The sequence below is a fragment of the Pseudomonas sp. 2995-3 genome, assembly GCF_002742565.1.
In the GTDB taxonomy this organism is placed as follows: Bacteria; Pseudomonadota; Gammaproteobacteria; order Pseudomonadales; family Pseudomonadaceae; genus Aquipseudomonas; species Aquipseudomonas edaphica.
Window position 1 is genome coordinate 15592 of sequence record NZ_LJSB01000245.1, and the last position, 22377, is coordinate 37968.

The window sequence follows — 22377 nt, forward strand, 5'->3', positions numbered from 1 at the left end:
CTGCATAGGGAAAGCGCGATGACCGCCGAGCACGACACCGACACCCCTGAGCCGCGCCTGAACAGCACGGAAATCCGCATCCTGGGCTGCCTGATCGAAAAACAGGCGACCAACCCGGAAACCTACCCGCTCACACTCAATGCGCTGGTGCTGGCCTGCAACCAGAAGACCAGCCGGGAACCGGTGACCAACTTGAGCCAGGGCCAGGTCGGCCAGAGCCTGCGGGTGCTCGAGGGCCAAGGCTTTACCCGCCTGGTGATGGGCAGCCGCGCCGACCGCTGGGAGCATCGGGTGGACAAGGCACTGGAGCTGGTGCCGGCCCAGGTAATCCTGATCGGGCTGCTGTTTCTGCGCGGACCGCAGACCGTCAACGAACTGCTGACCCGCAGCGGGCGCATGCATGACTTTGAAGATGCCGAACAGGTCGTGCACCAGCTTGAACGCCTGATTGCGCGCGGGCTGGCAGTATTGGTGCCGCGCCAGGCAGGGCAACGGGAAGATCGTTATACCCATGCGTTGGGGGATCCGGCGGATATTGAGGCGATCATCGCGGCACGCGGGAGCCCGGTGGAGCGCTCGCCGGGTGGGGTTTCGGTGGAGCGTATTGAGGAGCTTGAAGCCAGGATCGCAGCGTTGGAAGAGCGCCTGGCCCAGTTGGAACAGGCTTAACCCGATTAAAAATGTGGGAGCGGGCTTGCCCGCGATTGCGGTGGGTCAGTGATGTATAAGGCGGCTGACACGCCCTCATCGCGGGCAAGCCCGCTCCCACATTTGGATCTGCGCAGTGCTTTAATTTCGAGCGAAAGCCACTGCCGCCTGGAACTGTTCATCCGTCGGCCGCACACCGGTGTACAGCACAAACTGCTCCAACGCCTGGATTGCGATCACTTCCAACCCGGTAATCACCCGTTTGCCCTGGGCACGCCCGCGCTCGATCAACGGCGTTTCGGCGGGGATCGCCACCACATCGAACACCGTGTCAGCAGCGTCCACAGCATCGGCCGCAAAGGCCAACTGGTCCGCTTCTGCACCGCCGGTCATGCCGATCGGCGTCACGTTGACCAGCATCTGTGGGCGCAACTCGCCCAGCTCTGCTTGCCACTCATACCCCAGGCTCTGCGCCAACGCCCGGCCCGCCGCTTCGTTGCGTGCCACAATCACGCCGTTGGCATAACCGCCGTCACGCAGGGCACTGGCCACCGCCTTGCCCATGCCGCCGCTGCCACGCAGCGCGAAGGTCGAATCCTTGGGCACCGCGTGCTTTTTCAGCAATTGTTCCACGGCAATGTAGTCGGTGTTGTAGGCCTTGAGATGGCCGTCGGTATTAACGATGGTGTTGAGCGAAGTAATGGCCTTGACCGAGGCATCCAACTCATCGACCAGGGCAATGGCAGCTTCCTTGAACGGCATGGACACCCCGCAACCACGGATGCCCAGCGCCCGAATGCCGCCGATCGCGCCGGGCAAATCCTGGCTGCTGAAGGCTTTATAGTAGAAGTTCAGCCCCAGCTGTTCGTACAGATGGTTGTGAAATCGCAAGCCAAAATTCCCGGGACGCGCCGACAATGACATGCACAGTTGGGTGTCCTTGTTGGGGTGCATCTGCATGGAAAACTCCTTTGAGTAAGCAAATCGGTACAGACCTTACACAACCTTTACCTAGCGGCGGTGCTGTTTTTCAGAAATACGTTGTCTTAAAAGTATCCCCGCGACAATCCTTGAGTCTATTGATTGCAGACCACAAGCGCAGGGGCTAACCGAGGAATGACCATGATTCGTAAAATCCCCAAAATCGCCTTGCTTATCGGCGCACTCGCTATGGCAGGCCAAGCCTCCGCCCACGGTGGTGGTTGGGGTGGCCCGGCCATATTGGGTGGTTTGATCGGCGCAGCCGTTGTTGGCTCCGTAGTTGCCAGCCAATCCCAGCCGGTTTACGTGCAGCAACCGGTGTATGTCCAGCCGCAACCGGTGTATGCCGCGCCGCCGCCGGTCTACTACGCACCGCCACCGCCGGTGTATGTGCAACAGCGGGTTTACTACCGCCCGGCGCCGGTCTATTACGGCCCACCACGTGGCTACTATGGCCCTCCCCACGGTTATTATGGCCGCGGCTGGTAACACGCAGTCAGGTTAGAAATGAACAGGCCTCGCCCACACGCGGGGTCTTTTTTTACCTGCGTTTTGCCTGAGTTTTGCCTGAAAAGCCCGGTTTTATCATGCCAAGGTCGCTATGAGGACAATGCCCGAGCCGCAATCCCACATCATGACGGTCAAATGTCCACTTGCTTGACCTGGGCCTGCGCTGTCATGTTTACGTCACTCAACGGTCTCACTATCGAGCGGTCCACCCAATAACAATTAAGGACGACTGACCATGCCCACGCAAAACCCGCACCGCACCGCTGGCCTGTGCACGTCCAGCAAGGTTTACAGCGCACTTACCGAACTCAAGCACCTAGAGGGCCACCGCAGCGCAAAATTTCTCGCGCTGCTGGCAGAAAACCTGGTGCGCAAAGGCCTGCTCAGCGAGCAGGAAGTGGTGAACATGCTCGATCAAGTAGTGGATTGACGCCTGGCGTTAATGTTGACTATCGAGAAGGGTGATTTTTCCTACGCGCCATCAGCCCGTAAGGTGACCCCCATACCTTTGGAGGTGCCTATGCCTACTGTTCAAATCATGTCCGTTGTCGGCAGTGCCGTCCCCGCCCCACTCCGGGAGCTCGGGTTGCTGGCCTGCTGGTATGTGGTACGCGATGGCGAAACCATCAGCGGCCCGCTCACCTCGCTGTCCGCTGCGCAACAACAGCAACAGCAGGTGTCGAACTTCAGGCTCCATGCCTGAAGCCTCTGGCCTGAAAACTCACGCCTGAGAACTAGGGCAATGGCAGTTTGACCCGCGGCTTGCTTTCGACAAACAACGCCCAACTGGACATAAACAGCGCCGCCACCAGCGGCCCGATCACAAAGCCATTCAAGCCAAACACCGACAGGCCGCCCAAGGTCGAGATCAGGATCAGGTAATCCGGCATCTTGGTGTCTTTGCCCACCAGGATCGGGCGCAATACATTGTCCACCAGCCCGATCACGAACACGCCGAACAAGCCCAGTACCACGCCCTGCCAGATCGAACCGCTCAACAGGAAGTAGGCGGCCACCGGCCCCCACACGATCCCAGCGCCGACGGCTGGCAGCAACGACAGAAACGCCATCAACACCGCCCAGAGCAACGCGCTGGGAATGTCCAGAAACCAGAAGATCAAACCGCCCAGCGCACCCTGGGTCACGGCGACCAATACGTTGCCCTTGACGGTCGCACGTACCACCCGATTGAACTTGAGTTGCAGCCGACGCTTTTGCGGCTCGGCCAACGGCACCGCCGTACGTACTTTGCGCACCAGTTCCGGGCCGTCACGCAGCAGGAAAAACAGCAGGTACAGCATGATGAAAAAGCTCACCAGGAAATCAAAGGTGCCCTGGCCGAAGCTGAACGCCTGGGTGGCAAAGAACTGGCTGCCTTGCATGGCGCTCTTGACGATCTTTTCCCGCAGCCCCTCCAGGTTACCCATGCCGAAGCGGTCGAGCAGGTGCTGGAAGTACGGTGGCAGGATGTTCTTGAACTGTTCGATATACCCCGCCACGTCCAATTTGCCGCTTTCGATATTTTTATAGAGGGTGGCGCCCTCTTGCACCAGCAGCACGCTGGTGATGATCACCGGCAAAATTGCGATCACCAGGCATACCGTAAGGGTGGCCAGGGACGTCAGGTTGCGGTTCCAGCTGAAGCGTTGCTGCAGGCGCCGCTGCATCGGGGCGAAGATGATGCCAAGGATGACCGCCCAGAACACCGCGCCATAGAACGGCAGCAATATCCAGATAAAGGCGATGGTCACCAGGGCCAGCAATAACAGCAGGGTTTTGAATTGAAGGTTGGTTTGGTTCATGTCCGGTCCATGTCAGAAAAGCAGAGGGCCTTCAGCGGCCCTGTTGCTTAGTCCGCGGCAGAACCTGGGAGTGCCCTTCAAGCGTAGACCGCCTCATTGAATCGCCCTGGCCTCATTCAACAGTACTTCAATCACCTGTTCCTGAGCCTCGTAGCGTCCCTCACCGAAGTGGCTGTAACGCACGTGCCCCTTGGCATCGATCAGGTAGTGGGCCGGCCAATATTGGTTATCGAAGCTGCGCCAGATCGCGTAGTTATTGTCGATAGCCACCGGATAACCGATGCCCAGCTTGCGCACCTGTTCCTTGACGTTGGCCGGGATGTGCTCAAACGCGTATTCGGGCGTGTGTACGCCAATCACCACCAAACCGTCTTTTTCATAGCGTTTGGCCCAGGTATTGACGTAGGGCAGCGCACGCCGGCAGTTGATGCAGTCATAGGTCCAGAAATCCACCAGCACCACTTTGCCTTTGAGCGCTTCAAGGCTCAGAGGCGGTGAGTTGAGCCATTCGACCGCTCCCGCCAGCGACGGCGTGGCACCCGCAGGTTGCTTGCTCTCGCCACTGGCCATCCAGCTTGCGGTCAGAGCGAAAGCCAGCAGCAGGCTGGTAAACAGGAATGTGATAGGTCGCATGGTGATTACCTTGTCGAGTCGCAGAGTGCCTATTGAAACCCTCTGAGGTATCACGCCTGTGTCGAACGGCACCCGCCGATACACAGCGATACAAAACCCGCAAAAGCCCGACCTGGATCAATAAATGCGTGTGCCAGCTCCTTTACGCTCGCGACCTTTTGCGACCCGAGCCCATGCCCCCCGTGATTGCCCCCGAACTACTCGCCCCCGCCGGCACCCTGAAAAACATGCGCTATGCCTTCGCCTACGGCGCCGATGCGGTCTACGCCGGCCAGCCGCGCTACAGCCTGCGGGTGCGCAATAACGAGTTCGACCACGCCAACCTCGCACTCGGCATCCAGGAGGCGCATGCACTGGGCAAGCGTTTCTACGTGGTGGTCAACATTGCCCCGCACAACGCCAAGCTCAAGACCTTCCTCAAGGATTTGGCCCCGGTGATCGCCATGGGGCCGGACGCGTTGATCATGTCCGACCCAGGCTTGATCATGCTGGTACGCCGTCACTTCCCGTGCGTGCCGATTCACTTGTCGGTACAGGCCAATACGGTGAATTGGGCCAGCGTCGAGTTTTGGCAGCAGCAAGGTATCTGCCGGGTGATTCTGTCGCGGGAATTGTCACTGGAAGAAATCGGCGAAATCCGCCAACAGGTGCCGGCCATGGAGCTGGAAGTGTTTGTGCACGGCGCCCTGTGCATGGCCTATTCCGGGCGCTGTTTGTTGTCCGGCTATATGAACAAGCGCGATGCCAACCAAGGCACCTGCACCAACGCGTGCCGCTGGAAATACCAGGCCACGCCGGCGGTGGAGAACGCCACGGGCGATATCGTCCAGCAGTGTGAACCGACCTTGGGTATCGGCGCGCCGACCGATCAGGTGTTCCTGCTGCAGGAAGCCAACCGCCCGGATGAGCAGATGCCCGCCTTCGAAGACGAACACGGCACCTACATCATGAACGCCAAGGACCTGCGCGCCGTGCAGCACGTGGAGCGCCTGGCGCACATGGGCGTGCATTCGCTGAAGATCGAAGGGCGCACCAAGTCCCACTTCTATTGCGCGCGCACCACCCAGGTGTATCGCCAGGCCATTGACGATGCGGTGGCTGGCCGTGCGTTTGACCGCAACCTGATGACTGATCTTGAGTCCCTGGCCCAACGCGGCTACACCGAAGGTTTCCTGCGTCGCCATGTGCACGACGAATACCAGAACTACCAGAACGGCAGCTCGGTGTCGGAGCGCCAGCAGTTTGTCGGCGAATTGACCGGCGAGCGCCGGGGCGAACTGGCCGAGGTCAAGGTGAAAAACCGCTTTGCCGTGGGTAATCATCTGGAATTGATGACACCGGCCGGCAACTTTCACTTTGACCTGACCAACCTGCACAACGCCAAGAGCGAGGCCATAGACGTGGCGCCGGGGGATGGGCACACGGTGTATGTGCCACTGCCGAGCGACATGGACCTGCGCTTCGGCCTGCTGATGCGTGACGTCTAACGCAGGGGCGGTGACAGGCCTATTTGTATCAGCGCCAGGCAAACATACGCTGAGGCCAGGGTTGATCAGATCCTGAACTGCCCCACCAACTGCCCCAGGCGCTGGCCCAGGTCCGCCAGGCTGCGCGAGGTTTGCGCGCCCAATTGGGTTTCATCCGCCACGCTGTCCACCGCCACGGCAATCTGATGCACGCTGCGGTTGATCTCTTCGGCCACGGCGGTCTGCTCTTCGGCGGCGCTGGCGATTTGCGCGTTCATCGAGTTAATGGTGCCGATCAACTGCGCCATGGTATCCAGCGACGCGCCGGCTTGGTTGGCCTGGGCCGAAGTGCCATCACCGGCATCGCTGGAGCGGCGCATGGCATCCACGGCGGCGACGGTGCCTTTTTGCAGGCGGTCGATCATGCCCTGGATTTCCTGGGTGCTGGTTTGCGTGCGACTGGCCAGCGCACGCACCTCGTCGGCGACCACGGCAAACCCGCGACCAGCCTCGCCTGCCCGTGCGGCTTCGATGGCGGCGTTGAGCGCCAGCAGGTTGGTCTGCTCGGCAATCGATCGGATCACGCCGAGCACGCTGACGATCGACGACACGTCCTGCTGCAAGCTGTCGAGGGACACGCCGCTGCTGCGGATGTCGTTCACCAGCGCATGGATCTGCGCGATGCTGCCATCCACTACCCGCTTGGCGGCCTGGCCTTCGGCATCGGTCTGTTGCGCGGCCACCGCAGCGCCTTGGGCACTGCGCGCCACTTCGTGGGCCGCCGAGGACATTTGGTTGATCGCGGTGGCCACCTGATCGGTCTCGTGGCGCTGGCGTTCCATGGCGGTTTCCGAGCGCTGGGCCTGATCGGACACCTGGCTGACCAGCCCGGTGAGTTGCGCGGTCATCTCGGTGATCTGGCGCACCAGGCCGTGGATCTTGTCGACAAAGCGGTTGAACGCGCCGGCCAAGTCCCCCAACTCATCCTGACTGGTGATGGCCAGGCGGCGGGTCAAGTCGCCCTCGCCCGCGGCGATATCGTCGAGGTTGGCTTTCATCAGGCTCAGTGGGCGCAAGATGGTATTGGCCACCAACATGCCCACTGCAGCAATCACCAGCAGCACCACCACCGCCACGCCAAGGATGCTCAGCAGCACACCTTCCATGCGTTTTTCGACCTTGGCCTCGACCACCGCCACCTGGGCTTCGATGCCATCGAGGTTCACCGACGTACCAATCACCATGTCCCACTTGGGCAAGTATTCGGTGTAGCCAAGCTTGGGCACCAGTTCGGTCTGGCCGGGCTGGGTCGAGCTGTATTGCAGGTAGTGGGTGCCGTCCTTGCCGACCTTGACCAGGTCGCGGTTGACGTAGACACCGTTGGGGTCACGGTTGTCCTTGAAGCTCTTGCCTACGCCGTCCGGGCTGTTGCCCTTGAACAGGCGGATGGTCTCGGAGTCGTAGCCGAAGAAGTAGCCGTCCTTGCCGTAGGTGGTGTTGGACAACAGTTTGACTACCTGCGCCCGCACCGCCGTGTCGCCGGGGGCGGCCGCGTCGTAGAGCGGCTTGATGGTGGTCATCGCCACTTCCACATAACTTTGCAGCGTGGCCTTGGCGTCATTGAGCAGGCGCTGGCGGGTTTCATCCACCTCATTGCGCGCCTGGCCCTGCAGGATCCACACCGTGGTCAGGCTGATGACCACGGCAAACAACAACACAGGCACGACGGCCAGGGACAGGACTTTGGCCTTCAAACTCAGACGCATGGCTTTTCTCTCTTATTCGTGGCGACTTGAGAGGTTAACGGCCAGTGGCGAAATATCTGTAGGACACCTTGGCTGAGTGGCGACTGGACTGTTGTGGCGAACAGGCTTGCCCTGCGTTGGGCTGCGTAGCAGCCCCCTTTTCAGGCGCCGTAACACGCCAGGTAGATCGAGGTGTCTGGATTCAGGACCGCTTCGCGCTCCAACGCAGGGCAAGCCTGCTCGCCACAATTGAACCTGTTCCAGATACTAGAGGGTCATCGCGGCAAACCAGCCAAACGCCAGCAACGGAATGTTGTAGTGCAGGAAGGTCGGCACCACGGTGTCCCAGATATGGTGATGCTGGCCGTCAATATTCAGGCCGGAAGTCGGGCCGAGCGTGGAGTCCGACGCTGGCGAACCGGCATCGCCCAGCGCCCCCGCCGTACCCACGATGCACACAATCGCCAACGGACTGAAGCCCAGCTGCACACACAACGGCACAAAAATCGCCGCCAGAATCGGCACCGTAGAAAATGACGAACCAATGCCCATGGTCACCAACAGCCCCACCAGCAACATCAGCAGCGCGCCCACACCACGGCTGTGACCAATGAATGCCGCCGAGGCCTCCACCAGTGAGCGCACGTCACCGGTGGCCTTGAGCACTTCGGCAAACCCCGATGAGGCGATCATGATGAAGCCGATCATCGCCATCATCTTCATGCCTTCGGTGAACAGGTCGTCGGTTTCGCGCCAGCGCACAATGCCCGACACCGAAAAGATCAGAAACCCAGCCAGGGCGCCGATGATCATCGAATCCAGCCACAGCTGAATGATAAACGCCGAGGCAATTGCCAGCCCGGCCACCAGCAGGGTCAGCGGGTTGTACTGCACGGCTACTTGCTCGACGCGCTCGATTTTTTCCAGGTCATACACACGCTTTTTGCGGTAGCTGATAAACACCGCCACCAGCAGGCCCACCACCATGCCCAACGCGGGCAAGCCCATGGCATGGGTGACGTTGACTTGGCTGATGTCCACGCCGCTCTTGGCCACGTTGGCCAACAGGATCTGATTAAGGAAGATATTGCCGAAGCCCACCGGCAGGAACATGTAGGGCGTGATCAGGCCGAAGGTCATCACGCAGGCGATCAGCCGGCGGTCCAGTTGCAGCTTGGTCAGCACGTAAAGCAGTGGCGGCACCAGCAGCGGGATAAACGCAATATGGATCGGCAGAATATTCTGCGAAGCAATCGCCACCACCCACAACAGACCAATCAGCAGCCATTTGACATGACTTCCGCCGGTGGCTTCCTGGCGATCGACCAACAGCAGCGCCTTGTCCGCCAATGCATGCGCCAGGCCGGACTTGGCAATCGCCACCGCGAAAGCGCCGAGCAAGGCGTAGGACAACGCCACGGTCGCGCCGCCGCCCAAGCCGCCGTTAAACGCCTTGAGCGTGGCCTCGATGCCCAACCCGCCGGTCAAGCCACCGACCAGGGCGCCGACGATGATGGCGATGACCACATGCACACGGGACAAACTGAGCACCAGCATGGTGCCGACCGCGGCGATGACTGCGTTAATCATGGTTACCTCAAGCAAAAAACATAAAAAACAGACAGGCCCGCGACCGGGCGGCCATCTAGTGGCGTCCGTGTGCAGGCTTTAAGAGGTCTTATTAGAGGGCGCGCACTTTGCCGCAGGCGGGCCGTCATGTCAAAAACTGTGGCGAGGGAGCTTGCTCCCGCTGGGCTGCGCAGCAGCCCCAAAAAAACAGGAGCGCTGCGCACTGGAGCGCCAGCGGGAGCAAGCTCCCTCGCCACAGAATAAAGAAGCGTGAAAGGCAGCCGATACAAAGGCTCTCTGTGTTTTCAGGTTAAGGATGCTCCTCGATGTCGCTTAGACAGCTCTCCATTCAATGGAAAATCACCCTGCTCGCGGGCCTGTGCCTGCTGGGGATCGTGACCCTGCTGGTGGGTCTGTCGCTTTTTCGCATGGAGCAGAGTTCACAGCAGGTCAAAGCGTCCAGCATGCAGATGCTCGACGCGTCCGCCCAGGCGCGCATCGAGGCCCAAGGTGAAGTGCAGGCGCTGGGCATTCGCCAGCAATTCATGGACGCCTATCAGTACGGCCATGGTTTTTCGCGCCAAGTGTTGTTTTTGCGTGAGCAGGCGGAAAAACGTTTCCTCGACGCCTTCGATCCCCGCGAAGACCTGACCCGCCAAGTCAAGGCCGCCCTGCAAGCCAACCCCGATCTGCTCGGCCTGTCGTTGGTGTTTGAGGCCAATGCGCTGGACGGCAAGGACGAGTTGTTCGCCAATCAGGCAGAACTGGGCAGCAACGACAAAGGCCGCTTCGCCCTCTACTGGTCGCAGCCCACACCCGGCAAACTCACCTCCATGTCACTACCCGAAAGCGACATGGCCGACATCAGCGTCGGCCCCAGCGGCGAAAAGGCTAACGCCTGGTTCACCTGCCCACGCACTACGCTGAAACCCTGCGTGATCGAACCGTACTTTTATGTGATCGACGGGCAAAACGTGCTGATGACCAGCATCGTCTTCCCGTTGATGGTCAACGGCAAAGTTATTGCCTCGCTGTCGGTGGACATCAACCTCAACAGCCTGCAGGCCGTGAGCCAACAGGCCAGCCAGAAGCTGTATGACGGCCAGACCCAGGTCAGCATCCTCAGCCCCACCGGTTTGCTCGCCGGCTACAGCCCGGACGCCGGCAAACTCAGCCAGCGTCTGGATCAGGTCGACAGCGCCAGCGGCGCGCAACTGATCAGCGTACTGGCCAGTAACCCTCAGACCAGCAGCCTGCGTACCGATCACCAACTCAAGGTGCTGGCGCCCTTCGCGCCGATTCCCGGCGGCAAGCCGTGGGGCGTGTTGCTGGATGTGCCGGAAAAAGTCCTGGTCGGCCCCGCCGAAACACTCAAGGCGCAGTTGGACGCGGACAACGCCCGTGGCACGCTGCTGGAATTGAGCCTGGGCCTGCTGGCGGCCGTGGTTGGCTTAGTGCTTGTGTGGCTGATGGCCCGCAGCGTGACCCGGCCGATCCTCGGCGTGGCACGCATGCTCGAAGACATCGCCAGCGGCGAAGGCGACCTCACCCGCCGCCTGGCCTACGACAAACAGGATGAACTGGGCCAACTGGCCGGCTGGTTCAACCGCTTTCTCGACAAGCTGCAACCGATCATTGCCCAAGTGAAACGCTCCGTGCAGGACGCCCGTGGCACTGCCGACCAGTCCGCCGAAATCGCCACGCAAACAAGCGCCGGCATGGAGCAGCAATACCGTCAGGTCGACCAAGTGGCCACCGCCTCCCACGAAATGAGCGCCACCGCCCAGGACGTCGCCCGCAGTGCTGCCCAGGCGGCACACGCCGCACGCGATGCCGACCAGGCCACACGCGACGGCTTGAGTGTGATCGACCGCACCACCACCAATATCGGCAACCTGGCGGCGGATATGAGCACCGCCATGGCCCAGGTCGAAGGCTTGGCGGCCAATAGCGAGAAGATCGGTTCGGTGCTGGAAGTGATTCGCGGCATCGCCGAGCAAACCAACCTGCTGGCACTCAACGCCGCCATCGAAGCCGCCCGCGCCGGTGAGGCTGGGCGTGGTTTTGCGGTGGTCGCCGACGAAGTACGCAACCTGGCGCAGCGCACCCAGGAGTCGGTAGAAGAAACCCGCCTGGTGATTGAGCACCTGCAAAGCGGCACCACCGACGTGGTTGGCTCCATGGGCAATAGCTATCGGCAGGCCCAAGGCAGTGTCGAACAGGTCGGCCAGGCGGTCACCGCCCTGCGTCAGATTGGTGAGGCGGTCACGGTGATCAGCGACATGAACCTGCAAATCGCCAGCGCCGCCGAACAGCAAAGCGCCGTGGCCGAAGAGATCAACAGCAATGTGGCGACGATACGGGATGTGACTGAATCGCTGTCGGAGCAGGCGAATGAATCGGCGCGGGTGAGCCAGGCGTTGAACAGCCTGGCGAATCAGCAGCAGGGGTTGATGGATCAGTTTCGGGTGTAATGATCGTTCCCACGCGTGGGCGCGCCTCCTGTGACGCTCCGCGTCGCCCGTCGACAGCGGGACGCCGAGCGTCCAAGGCGGCGTTACCACGCAGAGCGTGGGAACGATCTCAACGTTTGGGTAATTCGATCAGCACCTTGAGCCCGCCCAGCTCGCTGTCCTGCAACCGCAACGTACCACCCCACACCTCGACAATATCCCGCACGATCCCCAGCCCCAGGCCATGGCCGTCAATCTGCTCATCCAGACGCGCGCCCCGGCTGAGCACTTGCTCACGCTGAGCCGGCGGGATGCCGGGGCCGTCGTCTTCGACTGCCAGCAGAAAGCTGCGCGGGGTTTCGCTGACCGTCAAGCGCACGTCGGCATCCGCCCATTTGCAGGCGTTATCCAGCAGGTTGCCGAGCAGTTCCAGCAGATCTTCGCGGTCCCAGGGCAATTGCAGGCCGGGGTCGACGTGGTAGCTCAAGTCCAGGTGTTCACCGTGGATCATGCTCAAGGTGGCCAGCAGGCCGGGCAGTTCTTTTTCACAGTCAAACAGCGCGCCGGGCAGGGTTTCACCGGCCAGGCGGGCGCGGTTAAGTTCGCGGTTGAGACGTTGTTGCACCTGGTCAAGCTGCTCGCGCAGCAGCTTGCCGATTTCGGGGTGGTCCTTGAGCGCTTCACTGGAGGCTGCACTCAGTAGCACCGCCAATGGGGTTTTCAGCGCATGGCCGAGGTTGCCCAAAGCATTGCGTGAGCGCTTGAGGCTGTCTTCGGTATGGGCCAGCAGATGGTTGATCTGCGCCACCAACGGCTCCAGTTCCAGCGGCACTTGGGTATCAAGTTGCGAGCGCCGGCCCTGTTGCAGTTGGGCAATCTGGTTGCGTGCCGTCTCCAGCGGGCGCAAGGCGCGGCGCACGGTGACCCGTTGCAGGATCAGCACCAGTAACAGCGCCGCCAAGCCGATGATCAGGCCGATCTGGCGCATCAGGCGAAAACTTTCGCGCACGGGCGTGTAGTCCTGGGCCACGCTGATGGAAATTGACTGGCCGAAACGCTTGTAGTCCGAACGCAACACCAGCAGTTGCTGGCGTTCCGGCCCCAGTTGCAGGTTGCCCTTGAGCCCCGGCTCGGTCAGGCGCGGCAGTTCCTGGTCCCACAACGAGCGGGAGCGCCATTGAACGTCGGCAAAATCGATGCGGAAATAATGCCCGGAAAACGGTCGCTGATAGGCCGGTGACAGACGCTGCTCATCCAAATGAACACCCTCCGGCCCACGCACCAGTGCTGCCAGCAGGTTCTCGCTGTCGTTGCGCAGCCCGGCTTCCAGGTAGCGCTGCAAACCGGCCTCGAACAACCACAAACTGGTTTGCGCCAGCACCACGCCCACCACCACCATGACGCTGATCAGACCCAGGCTCAAACGCCGTTGAATCGACCTCATGCCGGGGCGGCGCCAAACCGGTAACCCTGGCCACGCCGGGTTTCAATCACACTGCGCCCCAATTTGCGGCGCAGGTGGTTGACGTGCACTTCCAGCACATTGGAGTCGCGCTCGGTTTCGCCGTCATACAAATGTTCGGCCAGATGGCTTTTCGACAGAATCTGCTCCGGGTGCAGCATGAAGTAGCGCAGCAGGCGGAATTCGGCGGCGGTCAGCTGGATCTCGTCGCCATCGCGCAGCACACACTGGCGCCCTTCATCCAGGTGCAGGCCGGCGGCTTGCAGCGTCGGCTGGTTGGCCTGGCCGTGGGAACGGCGCAACAATGCCTGGATGCGCAGGTAGAGTTCTTCGGGGTGAAAGGGTTTGCTCAGGTAATCGTCGGCGCCGGCCTTGAGCCCTTCGATACGTTCGGCCCAGGAATCGCGCGCGGTCAGCACCAGCACGGGCGTGGCCAAGGCCGCGGCGCGCCATTGCGCGAGCACCTCCAGGCCCGGCAGGCCCGGCAAGCCGAGGTCGAGGATGATCAGGTCATAGGGTTCGCTGCGGCCTTGATACGCGGCGTCGCGCCCATCGGCCAGCCAGTCGACCGCGTAGCCCTGGCGCTGCAGACCGGCCAACAGTTCATCAGCCAGCGGTACGTTGTCTTCTACCAGGAGCAGGCGCATCAGTCGTCTTCCTTATCTTTGAGCAGCTTACCGGTACTGGCGTCGAGCTCGATTTCACGCACCACGCCTTCGGCGGTCAACAGTTCGATTTCGTAGATATAGCGCACCGAGCGATCCTTGTGCTCCTCAAGCTCGGCGTCCAGCAGCTTGGCACCCGGGTAGCGCTCCAGCGCCGGCCCCAGCAACTGTTCCAGCGGCGCGATGACGCCCTCCTGACGCAATCGCAGGGCTTCATCCTGACCAAGGTCATGGGCCGACAGGCTGGCGCTGCTCAGTAGCAATACCAGCGCCACCTGACTGCCCGCGCGTAGATTTACCTTCATTACGTATCCTGATGTTCCTTGAGGGCGGCCCGATGCGGGACATGGGCCACCACGGTACCCGTGACAACTTAACTGAAACTGAATTGCCACCATGGCAATTTTCAATCGGCAACCTTACCCATCGCTGCAGGAATTCTCTTATATTGCCTGTTCGCTGCAACCGAGACCTGTATGACTGCCATCCACATCAAGTTTCCCGCGCTGACCCTCAAGGCCGGCAAACGCGCTTTCACACGCATTCGCGAGCAAGGCCTTGCGCCGGCGGATGTCGGTATCCTACCCGGTGCGGCCGGTGGCCCCAAGGCGTTGGGCATTCAAGGCCTGGACCTGGCGCTGTTCGGCGATTGGCTGCCACGCGCGCCGCGTGAGCGTGCACTGATCGGCGCGTCCATCGGCTCCTGGCGGTTTGCCAGTGCGTGCCTGCCCGACCCGGTGCAAGGCTTGCTGGACCTCGGCCGCTTGTACAACGAACAACGCTTTGCCAAGGGCGTGACCATGGCCGAAGTCAGCCACAGCTGCCAGCGCATGCTCGACGACCTGTTGGCCGGCCGCGATGCGCGGGTGCTGGACAACCCCGACTACCGCCTGAATATCATGGTGGTCAAGAGCCACGGCCTGCTCGCCGATGACCACCGTGGGCGACTGGGGCTGGGCCTGTCGTCGGTGATTGCCGACAACCTGCGTGGCCGTGCGCGGCTGTCGCGGCATTTTGAGCGGTTGATCATCCACGACCCGCGCCAGGCGCCACCGGTGCATGCGCTGACGGACTTTCCCTCGCGCTTCCTCGACCTGCAGCTGGGCAACCTGCGCCAGGCGCTGCTGGCCTCCGGTTCCATCCCCATGGTGATGCAAGGCGTGCGCGACCTGCCCGGCGCAGGCACGGGCACTTACCGCGACGGTGGCCTGCTGGACTATCACCTCGACCTGCCCTATCACGGCGACGACATTGTGCTGTACCCGCATTTCACCGACCGGGTGATCCCCGGCTGGTTCGACAAGGGCCTGCCGTGGCGACGCAGTAATCCACAAGGCTTGCAGGATGTGCTGCTACTGGCGCCCTCCAAAGACTACCTGGCCCGTCTGCCCCATGGGAAATTGCCGGACCGCAGCGACTTCAAGCGCTTTATGGGCGATGACTCTAGCCGCAACAAATACTGGCAAACCGCGATGAGCGAAAGCCAACGGCTGGGGGATGAGTTCCTGCAACTGGCGGACAATGGTGGGCTGGGCGAGCGGCTGCAAGCGCTGTAACCCAGCGGTATGCGCGGCAGAGGATCAAACTGTTAAACTCGCCGCCTGCCAGATACCTGACCGAGCTGAAAATACTGTGGAAATCTTCAAAGAGTTTACCTTCGAGTCCGCCCACCGCCTGCCCCATGTACCGGAAGGCCACAAATGCGGGCGCCTGCACGGGCATTCGTTCAAGGTGGCGATCCACCTGAGCGGCGACCTGGATCCCCATACCGGCTGGATCCGCGATTTCTCGGAAATCAAGGCGATTTTCAAGCCGCTCTACGAGCGCCTCGACCATAACTACCTCAATGACATCCCAGGCCTGGAGAATCCGACCAGCGAAGTGCTGGCCAAGTGGATCTGGACCGAACTCAAGCCCCTGTTGCCGGAACTCAGCGCGATTCGCATCCACGAGACCTGCACCAGCGGTTGCATCTATCGCGGCGAGTAAGCGCTTGAGTGTTTAAAACCACCTGCGGGTGGTTTTTTTATGCCTGGCCACTGCAGTTGTAAAGCGTGCTTGACATGAAAAACCTGCACACCCAACGTAAAGCATCCTTTGCTTAAACTTCAGCGACGGTTTCCTGGAAACCGCGGGCCTGCCGCGCCTGTCGGCCTTCATGGTCTGGCCGATCATGAGCGGCGTCTGGTGTGTGGCCACAATCATTGGCACAAGGCGCTATCAATGAATAATCAGTTGCGCCAGTTACGCGCAGAACTGGGTTGGTCCCAGGCCGATCTGGCGCAGCGCCTGGGCGTGTCGCGCCAGACCATCAACGCCATCGAGACCGGCCGCTACGACCCGAGCTTGCCGCTGGCGTTCAAGATCGCCAAGGTGTTCGAACGGCCCATCGAAGCGATCTTCGAAGCGCCAGTGGACTGAGCCTTTATGACAGGAGCACGCTGAATTGATACGCCCCGCCACTACCAATGATAGTGCCGCTATCGAGGCCATCGTCCAGGCTGCCTATGCGCCCTACATTGAGCGCATCGGCCGCAAGCCCGGGCCAATGCTGGAGGACTACCCGCAGTTGGTCGAAGACGGGGGCGTGCATGTGCTGGACCACGCCGGGCAGGTTCAAGGCTTTGTTATCCTGAGGCACACCGACACGGCGTTGCTGTTGGAGAACCTCGCCGTCACCCCACAAGCCCAGGGCCTTGGTTTCGGCCGACAACTGATGGATTTTGCCGAACAGCAGGCACTTGATGCCGGCTACAGTGCCATCCGCCTGTACACCAATGAGGTGATGACCGAGAACCTCGCGCTGTACAGTCGCCGTGGCTATGTGCAAACCCATCGCGCCGAGGAACACGGCCTGCGCCGCGTATTTATGATCAAACATCTATAGGAGCACCCCATGGAAAACCTCTGGCTGGCCCAGGCCAAACGCTTGCAGGCACTGGCGTCCACGGGGCTGCATTTTTGCACTGACGACTTTGAGCGTGAGCGCCTTGAGGAAATTGCCGAGATTGCCCACAGCATGCTCGCGCAACTGGCGGATGTGCCGCTTGCGCGCATCACCGGGCTGGTGCCGGATTTTGCCAAGCGTTATTCAACCCCGATGATTGACGTACGCGGCGCGGTGATCGAGGGCGACCGGATACTGCTGGTGCGCGAATTGACCGACGGCTGCTGGGCCCTGCCCGGTGGGTACGCAGATATCGGCCTGTCGGCGGCGGAAAACATCGTCAAGGAGATCCGTGAGGAAGCCGGGCTGAGCGTCACGGCACGCGCGCTGTACAGCGTCACGCACAAGGCCAAGGGCTTGTATCGCCCGGATGTGCGGGACTTCTACAAGCTGTATTTCCTGTGCGAGCGGGTCGACCAACGGGCGCCGATGGCGGGTTTTGAAACCACTGAAGTGGGCTTTTTTACCCTCGACGACCTGCCGCCCCTGTCCCGTGGGCGCACCATCGAAAGCGACCTTGAAGCGGCGTTTGCGTTTCATCGTGGCGAGACCACCCAGACGCTGTTCGACTGATCCATTTTGTCTCACCGCTGCACTGCTTTCGTGCCTGCTTGGGCGCGCTCGACACAGCTGCCTGGCGACAAATACGCCGCGCTGCCGGTTTGGCACGCGCAGTGCAACAGCGCTGCGTCAGTCATCCAGGGAGCAAGGCCATGACGCAGCAAGAACCGGGTAACGATTACCCCCTCAGCGAAGTGCCGATGCATGCGCGCAAGGGCCTTGCGTCCACCGCCATGGTGTTGCTGGGCTTCACCTTCTTCACCGCGACCATGTTCGCCGGCGGCAAGCTGGGCGTGGCGTTCAGTTTTACCGACATGCTCGGCGTCGTGGCCCTGGGTAACCTGTTGCTGGGTATTTACGCCGCAGGCCTGGGCTACATCGCCTTCAAGAGCGGCTTGAATTCGGTCCTGATGGGGCGCTTCTGCTTTGGCGAGGTGGGCAGCAAACTCAGCGACTTGATCCTCGGCTTCACCCAGATCGGCTGGTACGCCTGGGGCACCGCCACCGCAGCCGTGGTGCTGGGCAAATATTTCGAATTGAACCAAGGCACGGTGCTGGCACTGATGGTGCTGTTTGGCCTGCTGTTCTGCGCCACCGCGTATATCGGCTATCGCGGGCTGGAGATTCTGTCCTATATCGCGGTGCCGGCCATGGGCATCCTGCTGTTGCTGTCGATGTGGGTCGCCACCGTCAAAGTCGGCGGCCTGGAAGGCTTGCTGGCAGTGGTGCCGACGGCGGAGCTGGACTTGTCCACCGCCATCACGCTGGTATTCGGCACTTTTGTCAGCGGCGCCACCCAGGCGACCAACTGGACGCGTTTTTCTCGTTCGGCCAAGGTCGCGGTGCTGGCCAGCCTGATCGGCTTTTTTATCGGCAATGGCTTGATGGTGTTGATCGGTGCCTATGGCGCCATCGTCTATCAGCAACCCGATGTGGTCGAAGTACTGTTGCTGCAAGGTTTCGCCATGGCGGCGATGGTCATGTTGCTGCTCAACATCTGGAGCACGCAGGACAACACCATCTACAACTTCGCCGTGGCCGGCTGCAATCTGCTGCGTACCCGGCGGCGCAAAACCGTAACCCTGGCCGGCGCGGTGATCGGCACCCTGCTGGCACTGCTTGGCATGTACGACTTGCTGGTGCCTTATCTGATTCTGTTGGGCACCGTGATCCCGCCGATTGGCGGGGTCATCATGGCGGACTTCTTCTACCGCTATCGCGGCCAGTACCCGCGTCTGGCCGATGTACGCCTGCCGGCGTTCAATTGGCCAGGGCTGGCGGCGTATGCCGTGGGCACCGTGCTGGCGTTTCACTCACCGTGGGTGGCGCCGTTGGTGGGGATTGTGGCCGCGTCCCTGGCCTACATCGCACTCACCGCGGCCCTGCGCGTGCGCGCACCTTTGGCTGACGTACAGGCATGAACCCGACTGTTGCCATGAGGATGGTAACCTTGTGGCTGATAACCCTGATGACCTGGCGGCTGACTGCCTGATTATCCAAAGCCAAGAGGAACTTGCCCATGCATATCATCAATGCCCGCCTGCGCAACCGTGAAGGCCTGCATGATCTGCACCTGGAACACGGCCGGATCGCCCGCATTACTGCACAAACCGTGGCGCCGACATTAACAGCTGACGATCTTGACGCCGCTGGCAACCTGGTCATACCTCCGTTCGTGGAACCCCATATCCACCTGGATGCGACGCTGACCGCTGGCGAGCCACGCTGGAACATGAGCGGTACCCTGTTCGAGGGCATTGAGTGCTGGGGCGAACGCAAAGCCACCATCACCCAGGAAGACACCAAGGCCCGCGCCAAGAAAACCATCCAGGCCCTGGCCGCCCATGGCATCCAGCATGTGCGCACCCACGTTGATGTCACCGACCCTGACCTCACCGCGCTCAAAGCCATGTTGGAGGTGCGTGAAGAAAGCACGCACCTGATCGACCTGCAAATCGTCGCTTTCCCGCAGGAAGGCATCGAGTCTTACCGCAACGGCCGCGAACTGATGCAGGAAGCCATTCGGCTGGGCGCTGATGTGGTCGGAGGCATCCCGCACTTTGAATACACCCGCGACCAAGGGGTTAGCTCGGTGAAGTTCCTGATGGACCTGGCCGAACGCACCGGCTGCCTGGTGGACGTGCACTGCGACGAAACCGATGACCCACACTCGCGCTTTCTCGAAGTACTCGCCGAAGAAGCCCGCAGCCGCGGCATGGGCGAGCGCGTCACCGCCAGCCACACCACGGCGATGGGTTCCTACGACAACGCCTACTGCGCCAAACTGTTTCGCCTGCTGGGCCACTCGGGCATCAGCTTCGTTTCATGCCCTACCGAAAGCATTCACCTGCAGGGCCGCTTCGACAGTTTCCCGAAACGCCGAGGCGTCACCCGCGTCAATGAACTGCTCGAGGCCGGCATGAACGTCTGCTTCGGCCAGGACTCCATCGTCGACCCATGGTACCCGCTGGGCAACGGCAACATCCTGCGCGTGCTGGAAGCCGGTCTGCACATCTGCCATATGCTGGGCTACCGCAACCTGCAAAGCGCCCTGGACCTGGTCACCGACAACAGCGCCAAGGCCATGGCCCTGGGTGACCGTTACGGCCTGGAAGCCGGTCGCCCGGCCAACCTGCTGGTGCTTTCGGCAGACAGTGACTACGAGGTGATCCGCAGCCAAGGCCTGCCGTTGTATTCGATCCGCAATGGCAAGGTGCTGATGCAACGCAGACCGGCACAGGTGGAGTTTTTGTAAGCCCCGGGGTCAGACGATTGAATCAATATCCAGTGGCTGCACCCGGCCGGCGCCGTCCTGAAGTGGCGCAGGAATACTGGCGATTTGCGCCAACTTGCGGTTTTCGCGGTGGCGCAACCAGCGTTTCACGCTGGGCTGCAAGCCGGTGGAATGAGCGTGGCTGCCATACACGTCACGCACGTCCAGACGGCGCCAGCGTAACGACTCCAATCGGCGCCGACTGCTGCGCAAGCGGTCGACTTCAGCGTTCAGTGCCTGGTTATGCGCATGCCCATAATCGCGTTGGTTCGGTGGGCGACGACGCTCGAGCTCGCGGTTCTTGTCGCGCAGTTGTTGGGTCATGGTGTCGAGCGCCAGGTCTATCAACTCGAACTCTCTGGCGGTGATCAAAGGCCCCTGGCACTCCACGGTTTGCTGCCAGCGGCGCAGAGTGGCCCACGCGGCTGGAATGTAGCTGGCGGTCATGAAATGCTGGCTGGCCTGGAACAGTTGTTTCAACAGGTTGGCACGCTCGGGCATATCGCCATGCAGTTGCAGCATACGGTTGCATCCCGCCTCAAGGATGGACTCACAACCGGGCGTCCATAACACTGAGGAGTGCGTGCCGTCCGGCAGCTTGATGGGCATGAAGTGCTGTTGTTCGCCGTGATGCTGGTAAGGATTGCCGCCGACGCGCACAAGGCCAGCGGCGAACAGCAGGCCACCCGCACCGGGCGCGGCAAAAAGCGTGACGGCGCCCGGCACCCAGAGTTTGGCGGTGGTGTTCATCCACGTGGCAGGGACACTGGGAACCGGGTCGTTGTGGTTGACGATGCGGTGATGGATAAGGGCTGAGGCGCCGTCGGTAAACTCGGAGTCTGCGGCGCGGGGAGCGCCGTAGGTGTAGAGGAGGATGTTGTACTTCACGCGTGTAACTCGGCGTAACCCCTCTGCCAAGAGCAACGCGATGGCGCCGCCAAGGCTGTGGCCACAAATCACAATGCGCTGGCCGCTGTGGAATTGATCAAGGTAGTACAGAACAAAATCGCGCATCGCTCGATATGCCTGATAAAAGCCCTCATGGGCTTTGCCAACACCTTCGGTAAATGGCACTTGGTGGGCATTCGCGTCGCGTAGTGCATCGGCACCACTGGCGGTGCCTCGAACAGCGATCAGAATTACTTCGTTGTGATGACTGATAAAGGCCTGGGTATCCGTACCAAACGCTTCATCATCAAAAAAGTGCAGGCTGGCGGGATGCTCCTGTTTCTCACCAAGCTGCGGACGATTCTGTGGATACAACTCAGGATCGAAGGGCAAAATCTCAAACCGCTGGGAGTATGGAACCTCTTCATACAGCGGGTAGAAGCGCTGAGCCTGATCACGATCGACCTTCCAGGCTTCTTGAAACCCCGAGAGTTTTTCCGCGAACAGATTGCCTGCGCTGGGATCCAGGGGAAAACTGACGTGTTCCACCGGAGGTTTTGGAGGTTGCTGGCCAAAATCGCAGTAACTCAATGTGGACATCAACGCCAATTGATACAGGTTCAACGCACAAAACTGATCATCGGTCGACAACATCGGGCGCAGGGCCCGCAAAGGCCGTACCTCCAACACCGTGTGCAGGTTGGGGAACAGCACGACGCCTGACAATGCGGGCTGCGGCGGACCAAACCCCAGCTCAGCCATCATTTTCAATGCATGCCTTGGAGGGTGATAGGTTGCGGAGGCAAACGGCGGCAGGTGGGCAATATGTCGAACCAGGTCGCGCACCTCAACCTGATAAAACCGGTCTGCCTGGCGTTGTGCAGGGTTACCCTCGATACGTTGGCCATCAGCCGCTGAAAATCGGGTGTGTTCGGCGCGGGCTTGAAGTTCGGTGATAGGTAACGGGTAAGTCTTGCGCTTTATCAATTTGGAATATGGCTCTTCGTCGCCTGAATACTGCGCATCCAAAGAAAGAATGACAGGGCCGCAATAAAACCCTTCCACCTTGGCGTATCCCTCTCCATTCAACCTTCCGTTGTACCGGCGCCCTGTAGTGTCCTGGATTGTGTAGACCAGCCCACCGTAAGCCTTCCCGCTGCCCGTTTCATCCACCAGGCAAACGCTTGCCCAATGCCCTTTCAACGGGCAAGCAGGCATCTTGCTGCTGAAAAAAGGTTGCTTCCATGCTGCCTGGCTCATGAATCATCTCCTTG

The 22377-nt window shown here is 60.9% G+C and carries 21 protein-coding genes and 1 pseudogene; 13 read left to right on the forward strand and 9 right to left on the reverse strand.

The annotated features are described in order from the left end of the window. The first annotated feature begins 18 nt into the window (after positions 1 to 18). Entirely contained in the window at positions 19 to 669 is a 651-nt protein-coding gene (locus tag AOA62_RS24750; protein WP_099550060.1) for a YceH family protein, read from the forward strand. Between the two features lie 120 nt (positions 670 to 789). Here the strand turns inward: AOA62_RS24750 and AOA62_RS24755 are convergent, their stop codons facing one another. Next, positions 790 to 1608, reverse strand: a complete 819-nt coding sequence (locus tag AOA62_RS24755; protein ID WP_017135283.1) for a shikimate 5-dehydrogenase — start codon at positions 1606 to 1608, stop codon at positions 790 to 792. Between the two features lie 156 nt (positions 1609 to 1764). Between AOA62_RS24755 and AOA62_RS24760 the strand changes: the two genes are divergently transcribed. The 3 genes from AOA62_RS24760 (at position 1765) to AOA62_RS24770 (ending at position 2842) form a co-directional block, all read left to right on the forward strand. Further along, positions 1765 to 2118 (forward strand): hypothetical protein, encoded by a 354-nt coding sequence (locus AOA62_RS24760; RefSeq protein ID WP_017135284.1) that lies wholly within the window; start codon positions 1765 to 1767, stop codon positions 2116 to 2118. Positions 2119 to 2374: 256 nt separating this feature from the next. Next, on the forward strand, positions 2375 to 2569 hold the full coding sequence (locus AOA62_RS24765; RefSeq protein ID WP_010211349.1) for a hypothetical protein: 195 nt from the start codon (positions 2375 to 2377) through the stop codon (positions 2567 to 2569). Positions 2570 to 2659: 90 nt separating this feature from the next. Beyond that, a complete protein-coding gene (locus tag AOA62_RS24770; RefSeq protein WP_017135285.1) occupies positions 2660 to 2842 on the forward strand; it encodes a hypothetical protein in 183 nt (60 codons plus the stop codon). A 31-nt stretch (positions 2843 to 2873) separates the two neighbouring features. On the opposite strand, the gene AOA62_RS24775 is transcribed toward AOA62_RS24770, so the two are convergent. Both AOA62_RS24775 and AOA62_RS24780 read right to left on the reverse strand, forming a co-directional pair. Then, positions 2874 to 3941: an AI-2E family transporter gene (locus tag AOA62_RS24775; RefSeq protein ID WP_017135286.1), complete on the reverse strand. Its 1068-nt coding sequence runs from the start codon at positions 3939 to 3941 to the stop codon at positions 2874 to 2876. 93 nt (positions 3942 to 4034) lie between these two features. Next, positions 4035 to 4481, reverse strand: a pseudogene (locus tag AOA62_RS24780) (thioredoxin family protein); the annotation flags it as partial. A 266-nt stretch (positions 4482 to 4747) separates the two neighbouring features. Here AOA62_RS24780 and yegQ point away from each other — a divergent pair. Then, the gene (gene yegQ, locus AOA62_RS24785) at positions 4748 to 6061 is read left to right on the forward strand and encodes a tRNA 5-hydroxyuridine modification protein YegQ (protein ID WP_099550061.1); all 1314 of its coding nucleotides are present in this window, start codon (positions 4748 to 4750) and stop codon (positions 6059 to 6061) included. A 65-nt stretch (positions 6062 to 6126) separates the two neighbouring features. Here yegQ and AOA62_RS24790 read toward each other — a convergent pair whose 3' ends face one another. After that, entirely contained in the window at positions 6127 to 7806 is a 1680-nt protein-coding gene (locus AOA62_RS24790; RefSeq protein ID WP_099550062.1) for a methyl-accepting chemotaxis protein, read from the reverse strand. 246 nt (positions 7807 to 8052) lie between these two features. Next, the gene (locus AOA62_RS24795; RefSeq protein WP_169987274.1) at positions 8053 to 9372 is read right to left on the reverse strand and encodes a Na+/H+ antiporter family protein; all 1320 of its coding nucleotides are present in this window, start codon (positions 9370 to 9372) and stop codon (positions 8053 to 8055) included. A gap of 308 nt (positions 9373 to 9680) precedes the next feature. Here AOA62_RS24795 and AOA62_RS24800 point away from each other — a divergent pair, with 308 nt between their 5' ends. Further along, positions 9681 to 11828 (forward strand): methyl-accepting chemotaxis protein, encoded by a 2148-nt coding sequence (locus AOA62_RS24800; RefSeq protein WP_099550063.1) that lies wholly within the window; start codon positions 9681 to 9683, stop codon positions 11826 to 11828. A 109-nt stretch (positions 11829 to 11937) separates the two neighbouring features. Here AOA62_RS24800 and AOA62_RS24805 read toward each other — a convergent pair whose 3' ends face one another. Genes AOA62_RS24805 through AOA62_RS24815 form a run of 3 tightly spaced genes read right to left on the reverse strand, consistent with a single transcriptional unit; the run spans position 11938 to position 14239 of the window. Then, a complete protein-coding gene (locus AOA62_RS24805) occupies positions 11938 to 13251 on the reverse strand; it encodes a sensor histidine kinase (protein WP_099550064.1) in 1314 nt (437 codons plus the stop codon). After that, positions 13248 to 13916, reverse strand: coding sequence for a response regulator transcription factor (locus AOA62_RS24810; RefSeq protein WP_017135293.1), 669 nt, complete (start codon positions 13914 to 13916; stop codon positions 13248 to 13250). The genes AOA62_RS24805 and AOA62_RS24810 overlap by 4 nt, the downstream gene beginning before the upstream one ends. Next, complete coding sequence (locus AOA62_RS24815) at positions 13916 to 14239, reverse strand: PepSY domain-containing protein (protein ID WP_099550065.1); 324 nt, start codon at positions 14237 to 14239, stop codon at positions 13916 to 13918. The genes AOA62_RS24810 and AOA62_RS24815 overlap by 1 nt, the downstream gene beginning before the upstream one ends. A gap of 171 nt (positions 14240 to 14410) precedes the next feature. On the opposite strand from AOA62_RS24815, the gene AOA62_RS24820 reads away from it, so the two are divergent. The 7 genes from AOA62_RS24820 to codA all read left to right on the forward strand — a co-directional run bounded on the left by AOA62_RS24820 (position 14411) and on the right by codA (position 20197). Next, positions 14411 to 15490 carry a patatin-like phospholipase family protein gene (locus tag AOA62_RS24820; RefSeq protein ID WP_099550066.1) on the forward strand — a complete coding sequence of 360 codons (1080 nt, stop codon included), beginning with the start codon at positions 14411 to 14413 and terminating at the stop codon, positions 15488 to 15490. Between the two features lie 76 nt (positions 15491 to 15566). After that, entirely contained in the window at positions 15567 to 15923 is a 357-nt protein-coding gene (gene queD, locus AOA62_RS24825; protein WP_003237990.1) for a 6-carboxytetrahydropterin synthase QueD, read from the forward strand. Positions 15924 to 16157: 234 nt separating this feature from the next. Further along, positions 16158 to 16355: a helix-turn-helix transcriptional regulator gene (locus AOA62_RS24835; RefSeq protein WP_017135296.1), complete on the forward strand. Its 198-nt coding sequence runs from the start codon at positions 16158 to 16160 to the stop codon at positions 16353 to 16355. A 25-nt stretch (positions 16356 to 16380) separates the two neighbouring features. Continuing rightward, on the forward strand, positions 16381 to 16821 hold the full coding sequence (locus AOA62_RS24840) for a GNAT family N-acetyltransferase (protein WP_099550067.1): 441 nt from the start codon (positions 16381 to 16383) through the stop codon (positions 16819 to 16821). 9 nt (positions 16822 to 16830) lie between these two features. After that, positions 16831 to 17454, forward strand: coding sequence for an NUDIX hydrolase (locus AOA62_RS24845; protein WP_017135298.1), 624 nt, complete (start codon positions 16831 to 16833; stop codon positions 17452 to 17454). 140 nt (positions 17455 to 17594) lie between these two features. Continuing rightward, complete coding sequence (gene codB, locus AOA62_RS24850; RefSeq protein ID WP_099550068.1) at positions 17595 to 18863, forward strand: cytosine permease; 1269 nt, start codon at positions 17595 to 17597, stop codon at positions 18861 to 18863. Between the two features lie 98 nt (positions 18864 to 18961). Next, positions 18962 to 20197: a cytosine deaminase gene (gene codA, locus AOA62_RS24855; protein ID WP_017135300.1), complete on the forward strand. Its 1236-nt coding sequence runs from the start codon at positions 18962 to 18964 to the stop codon at positions 20195 to 20197. A 9-nt stretch (positions 20198 to 20206) separates the two neighbouring features. Here codA and AOA62_RS24860 read toward each other — a convergent pair whose 3' ends face one another. After that, positions 20207 to 22363: a lipase family protein gene (locus tag AOA62_RS24860; protein ID WP_099550069.1), complete on the reverse strand. Its 2157-nt coding sequence runs from the start codon at positions 22361 to 22363 to the stop codon at positions 20207 to 20209. Positions 22364 to 22377 lie beyond the last annotated feature (14 nt).